This window comes from Phenylobacterium sp. (assembly GCF_030654915.1).
GTDB lineage: Bacteria > Pseudomonadota > Alphaproteobacteria > Caulobacterales > Caulobacteraceae > Phenylobacterium.
This window is the reverse complement of record NZ_JAURWM010000246.1, coordinates 1-9,966: the sequence shown is the minus strand read 5'-3', so window position 1 is coordinate 9,966 and position 9,966 is coordinate 1. Positions and strand designations below refer to the sequence as shown.

11 protein-coding genes and 1 pseudogene are annotated in these 9,966 nt (G+C 66.2%); 8 read left to right on the top strand and 4 right to left on the bottom strand.

Annotated elements, in window-relative coordinates; translation table 11 throughout:
- The coding region (locus tag Q7T84_RS12765; protein ID WP_304809449.1) for an ATP-dependent metallopeptidase FtsH/Yme1/Tma family protein at positions 1-1,144 on the top strand (1,144 nt) is incomplete at its 5' end.
- Positions 1,145-1,224: 80 nt separating this feature from the next.
- Positions 1,225-2,031, top strand: a complete 807-nt coding sequence (folP, locus tag Q7T84_RS12760; RefSeq protein WP_304809447.1) for a dihydropteroate synthase — start codon at positions 1,225-1,227, stop codon at positions 2,029-2,031.
- Positions 2,032-2,039: 8 nt separating this feature from the next.
- On the opposite strand, the gene Q7T84_RS12755 is transcribed toward folP, so the two are convergent.
- Entirely contained in the window at positions 2,040-2,780 is a 741-nt protein-coding gene (locus Q7T84_RS12755; protein ID WP_304809445.1) for an SDR family oxidoreductase, read from the bottom strand.
- Between the two features lie 95 nt (positions 2,781-2,875).
- Here Q7T84_RS12755 and thiD point away from each other — a divergent pair, with 95 nt between their 5' ends.
- Positions 2,876-3,682 (top strand): bifunctional hydroxymethylpyrimidine kinase/phosphomethylpyrimidine kinase, encoded by an 807-nt coding sequence (thiD, locus tag Q7T84_RS12750; RefSeq protein WP_304809443.1) that lies wholly within the window; start codon positions 2,876-2,878, stop codon positions 3,680-3,682.
- A gap of 53 nt (positions 3,683-3,735) precedes the next feature.
- Positions 3,736-4,254 carry a nucleotidyltransferase family protein gene (locus Q7T84_RS12745; RefSeq protein WP_370653658.1) on the top strand — a complete coding sequence of 173 codons (519 nt, stop codon included), beginning with the start codon at positions 3,736-3,738 and terminating at the stop codon, positions 4,252-4,254.
- Here the strand turns inward: Q7T84_RS12745 and Q7T84_RS12740 are convergent.
- The 3 genes from Q7T84_RS12740 to Q7T84_RS12730 form a co-directional block, all read right to left on the bottom strand.
- The gene (locus Q7T84_RS12740) at positions 4,251-4,694 is read right to left on the bottom strand and encodes a GNAT family N-acetyltransferase (protein ID WP_304809440.1); all 444 of its coding nucleotides are present in this window, start codon (positions 4,692-4,694) and stop codon (positions 4,251-4,253) included. The genes Q7T84_RS12745 and Q7T84_RS12740 overlap by 4 nt on opposite strands.
- A gap of 97 nt (positions 4,695-4,791) precedes the next feature.
- A complete protein-coding gene (locus Q7T84_RS12735) occupies positions 4,792-5,226 on the bottom strand; it encodes a hypothetical protein (RefSeq protein ID WP_304809439.1) in 435 nt (144 codons plus the stop codon).
- 159 nt (positions 5,227-5,385) lie between these two features.
- On the bottom strand, positions 5,386-7,302 hold the full coding sequence (locus Q7T84_RS12730; protein WP_304809437.1) for an ATP-binding protein: 1,917 nt from the start codon (positions 7,300-7,302) through the stop codon (positions 5,386-5,388).
- 217 nt (positions 7,303-7,519) lie between these two features.
- Between Q7T84_RS12730 and Q7T84_RS12725 the strand changes: the two genes are divergently transcribed.
- From Q7T84_RS12725 to Q7T84_RS12710, 4 genes and pseudogenes are all read left to right on the top strand, one after another.
- The gene (locus Q7T84_RS12725; protein ID WP_304809435.1) at positions 7,520-7,858 is read left to right on the top strand and encodes a hypothetical protein; all 339 of its coding nucleotides are present in this window, start codon (positions 7,520-7,522) and stop codon (positions 7,856-7,858) included.
- Between the two features lie 64 nt (positions 7,859-7,922).
- Entirely contained in the window at positions 7,923-8,357 is a 435-nt protein-coding gene (locus Q7T84_RS12720) for a hypothetical protein (RefSeq protein ID WP_304809433.1), read from the top strand.
- 127 nt (positions 8,358-8,484) lie between these two features.
- Positions 8,485-9,654 (top strand): phosphoserine transaminase, encoded by a 1,170-nt coding sequence (locus Q7T84_RS12715; RefSeq protein ID WP_304809431.1) that lies wholly within the window; start codon positions 8,485-8,487, stop codon positions 9,652-9,654.
- Between the two features lie 83 nt (positions 9,655-9,737).
- Positions 9,738-9,966: pseudogene (locus tag Q7T84_RS12710) on the top strand (phosphoglycerate dehydrogenase); the annotation flags it as partial.

Sequence of the window (9,966 nt, the reverse complement as noted above, 5' to 3'; positions counted from 1 at the left end):
CCCCTGCATCATCTTCATCGACGAAATCGACGCCGTCGGCCGCCATCGCGGCGCGGGCCTGGGCGGCGGTAACGACGAACGCGAACAGACCCTCAACCAGCTGCTGGTCGAGATGGACGGCTTCGATCCGTCGGAAGCGATTATCGTCATCGCCTCGACCAACCGTCCCGACGTGCTCGACCCCGCTCTGCTGCGTCCGGGCCGCTTCGACCGTCAGGTCGTGGTGTCCAATCCCGATATCGGCGGACGCGAACGCATCCTGCGCGTCCACATGAAGAACGTGCCGTTGGCCGCAGATGTCGATGTGAAGACCATCGCTCGCGGCACCCCCGGCTTCTCCGGCGCCGACCTGGCCAACCTGGTCAACGAAGCGGCCCTGATGGCCGCGCGCAAGAACCGCCGCATGGTCGTTCAGCGCGATTTCGAGGACGCCAAGGACCGCGTCATGATGGGCGCCGAGCGCAAGTCCATGGCCATGACCGAGGACGAAAAGCGGCTGACCGCCTATCACGAGGGCGGCCACGCCTTGATCGCCCTGAACGTCCCGGCCACCGATCCGGTGCACAAGGCCACGATCATCCCGCGCGGCCGCGCCCTGGGAATGGTCGTGCAGCTTCCCGAGCGCGATCAGCTCTCCATGTCCTACGAACAGATGACTTCGCGCCTCGCCGTCCTGATGGGCGGCCGGATCGCCGAAGAGCTGATCTTCGGCAAGGACAAGATCACCTCGGGCGCCTCGTCCGACATCGACCAGGCCACCCGTCTGGCCAAGGCGATGGTCACCAAGTGGGGCTTCTCCGAGAAGCTGGGCGTCGTGTCCTACGGCGAGAACCAGGACGAGGTCTTCCTCGGCCACTCGGTGTCGCGCACCCAGAACATCTCCGAAGAGACGGCCAAGCTGATCGACCAGGAGGTCAAGCGCCTGGTCCAGGAGGGCTTCGATGAAGCCCGCCGTATCCTGACCGAGAAGCTTGAGGACCTGCACACCCTGGCCAAGGCTCTGCTCGAATACGAGACACTGAGCGGGGATGAGATCATCAACGCGCTGAAGGGCGTCCCGCCCATCCGCGACGACGCCGACTCCAAGCGCTCCTCGGGGCCTTCGGTGGCGGTGCCGATCTCGCCGCGTCCCGAACTGGCCTAAAGGCCAACTCGTCTCACCAGCTTGACGCCCTCCTGGCCCCGCGCCAGGAGGGCGTTTTGCTGTCAGCCTGAAGGATCGCCATGTCGAACCACGTGAAGGTCATGGGCGTGGTCAATGTCACGCCCGACAGCTTCTCCGACGGCGGGCGGTTCCTCGTGCCAGGCGCGGCCCTGGCCCATGCCCGCACGCTGATCGAACAGGGCGCCGATATTCTGGATATTGGCGCGGAATCGACGCGGCCGGGGGCGGATCCGGTGTCGATGCAGGACGAGATCGCGCGCGCCATCCCGCTGATCGCGGCGATCCGGGCCCAAAGCACGATCCCGATTTCGATCGACACCATGAAGCCGCAGGTGGCCAGGGCCGCGGTGGCCGCCGGGGCGACCATCTGGAACGATGTCACGGCGCTGACCCACTCGCTCGATGCGCCGGCGGTCGCGGCCGAGCTGGGCTGCGAGGTGATGCTGATGCACATGCAAGGCACGCCGGGCGCCATGCAGGTCGCGCCTCGCTACGATGATGTGGTCGCCGAGGTGACCGCGTTTCTGGCCGCGCGCGCCCAGGCGGCCGTGGCGGCCGGCGTGGCGCGGGACAAGATCTGGATTGATCCCGGTATCGGCTTTGGCAAGACACTGGAGCACAATCTGACCCTGCTCGCGAACTTGGGCGAGCTGGCCCGCCTGGGCTTTCCGGTCCTGCTGGGCGTCAGCCGCAAGAGTTTCATCGCCGCGATTGATCCGGGCGTCTCGCCCGCCCACCGTTTGCCGGGCTCCCTGGCGGCGGCCTTGGCCGGCGCCCAGGCCGGCGTCGCCGCGCTGCGGGTCCACGACGTCGCCGAAACGCTCCAGGCCCTGAAGGTCTGGCGGGCGATCGAAGACGCGCGGTAGGCTTGCTCCTATCCTCGGCCGACGAACGGCATCTTGGTCGCCATGATCGTCATCGACTGGACGTTGGCGTCCAGCGGCAGGCCGGCCATCATCACCACGGCGTCGGCGACAGCCTTCACGTCCATCAGCGGTTCGGGGGCGAAGGAGCCGTCGGCCTGGGGCACGCCCTTGGCCATGGCGCTGGTCATCTCGGTCGCGGCGTTGCCGATGTCGATCTGGCCGCAGGCGATATCGTAGGGGCGGCCGTCGAGCGAACTGGAGCGGGTTAGCCCGGTGATGGCGTGCTTGGTCGCGCTATAGGCCACCGAATAGGGCCGGGGGGCGTGGGCCGAGATCGAGCCGTTGTTGATGATCCGCCCGCCCCGGGGATCCTGGGCCTTCATCATGCGGAACGCGGCCCGGGTGCACAGAAAGGCGCCGGTCAGATTGACGTCGACCACCCGCTTCCAAGCCTCCAGCGACAGGTCCTCCAGACGACCACCGGCAGAGGCGCCGGCGTTGTTGAACAGCAGATCCAGCCGTCCGAAGGCGGCCGCCGTCGCCGCGAACAGCGCCTCGACCTGCGCCTCGTCGGTGATGTCGGTGGGCGCGACCAGGCTGCGGCCTGGCGCATGGGCGGCGGTGATCTCCAGTTCCTCGGGCCGGCGTCCGGCCAGGACCACGCGCCATCCGGCGTCGAGCAGGGCGAGGGCGGCGGCGCGGCCGATGCCGGAACCGGCGCCGGTGACGAGTGCGATCTTGTCGGTCATGCGGGCAACCTAGCAGCGCCGCCGCTGGTTCGTCACCGGTGGATGGCTGGGCGAAACCCGATGCAATTGCGACGGCGGCGGGCTAACTCGAAGGGATGAATGAAGCGAAAGGCCGCGTCCTGATCATCGCCGGCTCCGATTCCGGGGGCGGGGCGGGCATTCAGGCCGATATCAAGACCGTGACCATGCTGGGCGGCTATGCCGCCACCGCGATCACGGCGATTACGGTGCAGAACACCCTGGGGGTCACGGGGGTCCATCCGGTCCCCCTGGAAATCGTCGAGGGCCAGGCTCGCGCCGTGTTGGACGACATCGGCGCCGACGCCATCAAGACCGGCATGCTGGGCGACATCGCCATGGTCGAGACCGTGGCCCGCATCCTTGACAGCGCGCGCTCCACGCCCGCCGTCGTCGATCCGGTGATGGTGGCCAAGGGGGGCTCCAACCTGCTCGCGGTCAGCGCCGTCGAGGCGGTGCGCTCGTTGATGATCCCGCGTGCCGGGCTTCTGACCCCAAATGCCCCGGAGGCCGAGGTGTTGACCGGTCTGCCGGTGCTGACCACCGACGATCTACGCCGGGCCGGCGATGCGCTGCTGAAGCTGGGGGCGAAGGCGGTGTTGATGAAGGGCGGCCACGTCGAGGGTCAGACCGTCGTCGACGTGCTGATGACGCCGGATGGCGAGACCACCTTCGAAGGCGAGCGGATCCACACGCGCCACACCCACGGCACTGGCTGCACCCTGGCCTCGGCCTGCGCGGCTGGGCTCGCCCAGGGGCTTTCGCTGCCCGAAGCGGTCGCGCGGGCCTGGGCCTATGTGCATGAGGCGATGCGCCAGGCGCCCGGGTTCGGGGCTGGGCACGGACCGATGGATCACGGGTGGCCGCTGAGGGGGGCGAGGTGAGCGGGGACTTAAAGTGCCGGCTGGAGGACATCGTCCGCGCCACGCCGAGCGTGATGCATGTGATGACGGTGGCGCGGGAACTGGACCTGCCAGAGTGGCTGATCTTCTCGGGCGCGATCTATCAGCCGGTCCTGAACCATCTGACCGGACGCGAGGCGGACTACGGCATCAAGGACTACGACCTCGGCTATTTCGATCCTTCCGACACCTCATACGAGGCCGAGGATGAGGTTATCCAGCGTGTGGCGCAGACCTTCGCCCCGCCGTTCAGCGAGATGGTGGAGGTTCGCAACCAGGCGCGTGTCCACCTTTGGTTCGAGGATAAGTTCCGCGAACCCTATGCGCCGCTCGCCTCGAGCGAGGAGGCGTTGTCGCGGTTCACCACCACGGCCTTCTCGGTGGGCGTGCGGCTTGAAGCTGACGACGGCTTGACCATCCTGGCGCCCTTTGGCCTGGAGGACCTGTTCGCCTTGCGCCTGCGGCCCAACCCCAATCGGCGGACCACGGGCTTTGGCCGCACCGCGGAAAGCGCCATGCGCCGTTGGCCGGAGTTGAGGGTGATCGCGGGCTAGAGATAGCCCGGCCCTCGGATCTCCATCCACTTCTCGGGGCCGGTCAAAGGTACGAAGCCGAATTGGGCGTAGAGGCCGTGGGCGTCGCGCGTGGCCAGGTGCGTGCGCCGGAAGCCCTGGAGGTCCGGGTGATCGCGCAGATAGGCCATCACCCGCTTGCCAAGGGCCAAGCCCCGATGAGCCTCGTCGACGAATACGTCGCAGACCCAGCCAAAGGTCGCTCGGTCGGTGACGACGCGGGCCATGGCCAGCATTTGCCCGTTCGGGGCGTAGGCGCCGACGGTCAGGCTGCCTTCCACGGCCTTCTTGAAGAGCGCGAACGGAATGCCCTGGCCCCAATAGCTCTGCGTCGAGATCCACCCATGGGCGCGGTCCAGGTCGAACTGCGCGGGATCGTCGGTGAGCATGACGCCGTCTGGATGGGTGATCTGATGGTGCATGCGGCCAAGCTCACATTGAAAAGGGGGCGATCGCAAGGACCGCCCCCTTCCCACTCTCCCTGCCAGGGCGCTCTCCAACCCCGGCTGAGCTTAGCTGCTAGCGGCGGCCGTAGCCGGCGCCGTAGCGATCACCGTCGTTGCGCTCCCAGCGGATGCGCGAGGAGAGGGTGTCGAAACGCCGATCGAGATCAGCCCGTTCCCAGTTGGACAGTCCGTTGGTGCGATAGCGGGCTTCCAGCCGGGCGATGTTCCGGAACTCGCCGCGCAGACGCATGGCCTCGCTGCGGGTGATGGAGCCGTTGCGGACGCCTTGATCGATGCGGTGGTCCAGCTTGGCTTGGCGCTGGTTGATATTCATCCAGCCGCCCCGGTTGTCGCGCCACTCGTTGCGGTCACCGCCGCGATCGTAGCGGGCGTCGACATTGGCGGGATGCTGGGCGCCCGAGTTCCAGCCTTGAGCCGAGGCCGTTCCTGCGGAAAGGGCCAGGACGGAGGCGGCGGTCGCGGCGAGAATGGTCAGGGTCTTTTTCATGGTGGTCTCCTTGGTCTTCCGTCCGTGGCCCGAAGCGCCGGGCATGGGGAGACAAGACCACGCCCGCCCTGACGGGTTTCTGAGCCGCTCGTTGTTTGCGGTTCATCGGCTTGGAGGGGGCGTGCCGCAACGCCTCCCGCGCGAGCGCGGGGCGCAGGTTCAGGCGGCGGCGATGGCGTCCGAGGAGGTGGCGCCCGTCGTGGCGGCCTCGGTCAGGGCTCGGCTGATGGCTTCGTAGAGCTTGGCGATCTCGATCGGTTTGGCGACGTGCCCGTCCATGCCGGCGGCGAGGTATTCCTCGACCTGATGGGAGAGGGCGTTGGCGGTCAGGGCCACGATCGGGGTGCGGAGCCTGCCGTCCTCGCGCTCGGCGGCGCGGATGGCGCGAGCCGAGTCGATGCCGTCCATCACCGGCATCTGGATATCCATCAGGATCAGGTCGTAGCAGCCGTCGCGCCAAGCCTCGAAGGCGGCCTTGCCGTCAGCGACGATGTCGATCTCGATGCCGAGCGAGCCCATGACCGCGGCCAGGACCTGCTGGTTCGTGGGGTTGTCCTCGGCGGCCAGCAGATGCAGCGTGCCCTCCTCGGCGTCCTCGGCCGTCACGGCTTGAGTCGGGGCCTGAGCTGGGAGGTTGGGCGCCAGCACGCCGCGTTCCAGCGGTAGTTCAACCGTGAAGACCGAGCCCCGGCCCTCGTGGCTCTCGACGCTGATGACCCCGCCCATCATTTGGGTCAGTTCGCGGCAGATCGCCAATCCCAGCCCGGTTCCGCCGAAGCGGCGGGTCGCCGAGTTGTCGGCCTGGGTGAATTTCTCGAATAGGCTCGCCTGCTTCTCGACGGCGATGCCGACACCGGAGTCGCGGACCGTAAGCCGCAGCGCCCCGCTGTCGGGAACGACGTCGAAGCGGGCCGAGACCTCGCCGTGCAGCGTGAACTTCACCGCATTGGACAGCAGGTTGCCGACGATCTGCCGAATACGGTCGGCGTCGCCGCGCCAAGCGCCGCGCGCCTCGGGGGCGATGTCGATCTTGAAGTCCAGCCCCTTGGCCTCGGCGATTACCGAGAAGCCGTCGCTGGTCGGCGCGATCGCCGGTTCATGGTCGAAGTCATCCACCAGCAGGGTGAGCTTGCCGGCCTCGATCTTCGACAGGTCCAGGACGTCGTTCAACACCGCCAGCAGCAGGCCGCCGGATTGGCGGATCACGTCCAGCCGTTCGCGCTGCACCGGCGCCAGGTCGCTCATCGACATGACCTCGGCCATGGCCAGCACGCCGTTCAGCGGCGTGCGGATCTCGTGGCTCATATTGGCCAGGAACTGGGACTTGAGCACATTTGCCGCATTGGCGGCGTCGCGGGCCTCGACCAACTCGCGCAGCGACCGCTGAAGCGCCTGCTCGCGCTCGTCCAACTTCGCCAAAAGGTGGTTGAAGCTGGTCGTCAGGCTGCGGAACAGAACGTCGTCAGCTTCAACCTCAACGGGCGCGAAATGGCCGCTGGCGGCTACGCCATGCATGGCTTCAGACAGCTTGAGCACAGGGGCGATCACCCTGGAGGCGAGTCCGCGGGCCAGGAACACGGCCACGCCGACGCCGCCAAAGAACAGTGCGCCGGTCAGGGCGATGAACTGCGGGAGCAGGGCGGTGAGGGCCGGCGTTTCAAAGGTCATGGCCAATTCGCCGAGCCTGATCTCGCCCGACCGTACCGGGGTCTTGATCGTGCTGAGCGTTTCGGCTTGGGCCGGTTCAGGGCGGGTATAGAGGCTCACGGTCCGGCCAGCGGCGTCGGTCAGTCGCGCCTCGGTGACGCTGGCGTCATTCGACAGCGTAGCAATGGAGGCCCTTGCCGCAGCGAGGTCCTTGGCGATCAGGGCTGACGCCGAAGCGCCCGCGGTGATGCTCGAGAGCGCCACATGGGCCTGATGGTTCTGTTCGCGCGCGACGGCCCACTGCTGGAGCATGAACGTCAGGCAAGCAGCCACCAGCACCACCACGGTGGTGATCAAGGCGACCCCTGCGACACGTGCCTGAAAGGTCACGTGCTGCGCTGCGCCGGTCTTGGGAGGCTGGTCTGTCATAGGCGCCCGAATTCCCATCGAGCCCCCTGTTTACGCCAATTCTCCTAACGGTTCGCTTCCGTGACGCTCGCTTGCCGGGTGAAACTGTTGCCTTCCCGACACGGGTTCAACCCTTGAGCGATAAAAAATGGTTAAGCGAACGTGAATCTATTAGGTGGAATTTAACCTCTGGTTTACCTTGATTGACATTAGGTAAATTTCCTTTGGAGGGGTTCCCATGGAAAAGGTGTTTGTCGCGCAACGTGTCGCGACCAAGTTGTTTTCGACGGAAGCGGCTGTTGACCACGCCATGGTTGAAGCCACCGAACTGCTCACCGACATGCTCCGCGCCCGCGCGGACGTGAATGCATCGCTCGTCTTCGCCGACGACGTTCAGGTGAAGATGATGGAAGCCCTCAAGGCGCTGGGCGAAGCCCGCACCGCCATGGTCGGCGTCCACGGCGAACTGGCCGAAGCTCAACTCCGCCTCGGCATCCGCACCAAGCTCGGCTACCACGACAAGCCCCCGGGCACGATGCGCAAGGTCGAGACCACGACCATGCGCGACGTCGGCTAACGCCGCTTGGTTGCAATAGTTTAACTGGTGCTGCGCCTCTAATGAGAGTTAGGGGCGCAGGATCATGCCGACATCACCGATTGTTCTTGGCCTGATCGCCCTCACACTGGGGATCACGCTTTTCGCTCTCTGGAAGGGCGGGCCCCCCGAGCGGATCGGGGCGGCGCTGATACTCGCCAACGCATTGCTGAGCAATATTGGCGACTTCCTCTTTCCTGACGCGATCCCTTCAGTGGTGTGGCTGATTGGCGATGGGCTTACCGCCGTTGGTCTTCTGGTTGTCGCCGTGCTCTATGCCAGCTTCTGGCTTGGTGGCGTGATGATCCTCTACGCCGCGCTCTTCACTCTGCATTCGTTCTATTTCGTCACCGGAAGACCGGTGGATCTGTTCCATGCGCGGGTGAATAACGCCGACTTCCTGGGCATCAGCATCTGCCTGGCGATCGGCACGATCATCGCCTGGCGACGCCGCATCCTTGCTCGCAAGAAGGACGACTAGGCGCTCACGCCAGAGCGCTCCACCCAAAAACTTTTGCTTGCGCTGGGGCTGAAACCAGAGTTTCTCCGCCCCGGGCCACACTCCCCCAACGGGGTGCTGCTCATCTGTAAGGATGGGAGACATCGACATGACGACCCTCGCCAAGCCGGCAATGCGCCCGGCTCGCCCCGAGTTTTCTTCCGGCCCGTGCGCCAAGCGCCCCGGATGGAACCCGCAAAATCTCCAGAACGCGGTCCTTGGCCGTTCGCACCGCTCGAAGCCGGGCAAGGCGCGCCTGCAAGAGGCGATCGACCGCACCCGTCAGGTGCTCGAGGTTCCGGACGACTTCCTGATCGGGATCGTGCCCGGTTCCGACACCGGCGCCGTCGAAATGGCCCTGTGGTCGATGCTCGGCCCGAGGCCCGTGCAGCTGCTCGCCTTCGAGAGCTTCGGCAAGGATTGGGTGACGGACGTCGTCAAGCAATTGAAGCTTCCCGCCGAAGTCCTGGACGCGCCCTATGGCGAGTTGCCGGACCTCAGCAAGGTTCGCCCCGACGCCGACCTGGTCTTCACCTGGAACGGCACCACCTCGGGCGTCCGTGTTCCGAACGCCGACTTCATCGCCGCCGACCGCGAAGGCATCACCATCTGCGACGCGACCAGCGCCGCCTTCGCCCAGGATCTCGATTGGGCCAAGCTCGATGTCGTGACCTTCTCCTGGCAGAAGGCCCTCGGCGGCGAGGGCGCGCACGGCGTGCTGATCCTGTCGCCCCGCGCGGTCGCTCGGTTGGAGAGCTATACTCCGGCCTGGCCGATGCCCAAGCTCTTCCGGATGACCAAGGCGGGCAAGATCGCCAAGGACATTTTCGAAGGCGCCACCATCAACACGCCGTCCATGCTCTGTGTGGAAGACGCTATCGACGCCCTGAAGTGGGGCGCTTCGATCGGCGGTTTGGTCGAAATGCAGCGTCGCGCCGACTCCAACCTCGCGGCCCTCGCCGCCTGGGTGGAGAAGACCGACTGGGTGGACTTCCTGGCCGCCGATCCGGCTTCGCGCTCCAACACCTCGGTCTGCCTGAAGGTGGTCGACGCCCGCATCACCGCCCTGTCCGACGATGCCCAGGCCGACTTCGCCAAGAAGCTGGCCGGCGTTCTTGAAAAGGAAGGCGCGGCCCTGGACATCGGCGGCTATCGCGACGCTCCGGCCGGTCTTCGGATCTGGTGCGGCGCCACGGTTGAAACCTCCGACCTCGAGGCCCTGACGCCTTGGCTCGACTGGGCCTTCGCCTCGACCCTCGAAGCGCTCCAAGCCGCCTAAACACCTTTCGCGTCCTCGCGCCTTCACGCCCAAGAACCGCGTGGCGAGGACGCATACCCTTTTATCCGTAAGGACACCCGCCCATGCCCCGCGTTCTGATCGCTGACAAGCTCAGCCCCGCCGCCATCGACATCTTCAAGCAACGCGGCGTCGACGTTGATGTGAAGACCGGCCTCTCCAAGGAAGAGCTGCTCAAGATCATCAACGACTATGACGGCTTGGCCGTCCGCTCGGCCACCAAGGCTGACAAGGACGTCATCGCCGCCGCCCCGAACCTGAAGGTCATCGGCCGCGCCGGCATCGGCGTGGACA

Excerpts from the sequence above, each read along its gene's own strand:
- folP (WP_304809447.1), top strand. The coding sequence starts at position 1,225 with ATGTCGAACCACGTGAAGGTCATGGGCGTGGTCAATGTCACGCCCGAC.
- Q7T84_RS12755 (WP_304809445.1), bottom strand. The coding sequence starts at position 2,780 with ATGACCGACAAGATCGCACTCGTCACCGGCGCCGGTTCCGGCATCGGC.
- thiD (WP_304809443.1), top strand. The coding sequence starts at position 2,876 with ATGAATGAAGCGAAAGGCCGCGTCCTGATCATCGCCGGCTCCGATTCC.
- Q7T84_RS12745 (WP_370653658.1), top strand. The coding sequence starts at position 3,736 with ATGCATGTGATGACGGTGGCGCGGGAACTGGACCTGCCAGAGTGGCTG.
- Q7T84_RS12740 (WP_304809440.1), bottom strand. The coding sequence starts at position 4,694 with ATGCACCATCAGATCACCCATCCAGACGGCGTCATGCTCACCGACGAT.
- Q7T84_RS12735 (WP_304809439.1), bottom strand. The coding sequence starts at position 5,226 with ATGAAAAAGACCCTGACCATTCTCGCCGCGACCGCCGCCTCCGTCCTG.
- Q7T84_RS12730 (WP_304809437.1), bottom strand. The coding sequence starts at position 7,302 with ATGACAGACCAGCCTCCCAAGACCGGCGCAGCGCAGCACGTGACCTTT.
- Q7T84_RS12725 (WP_304809435.1), top strand. The coding sequence starts at position 7,520 with ATGGAAAAGGTGTTTGTCGCGCAACGTGTCGCGACCAAGTTGTTTTCG.
- Q7T84_RS12720 (WP_304809433.1), top strand. The coding sequence starts at position 7,923 with ATGCCGACATCACCGATTGTTCTTGGCCTGATCGCCCTCACACTGGGG.
- Q7T84_RS12715 (WP_304809431.1), top strand. The coding sequence starts at position 8,485 with ATGACGACCCTCGCCAAGCCGGCAATGCGCCCGGCTCGCCCCGAGTTT.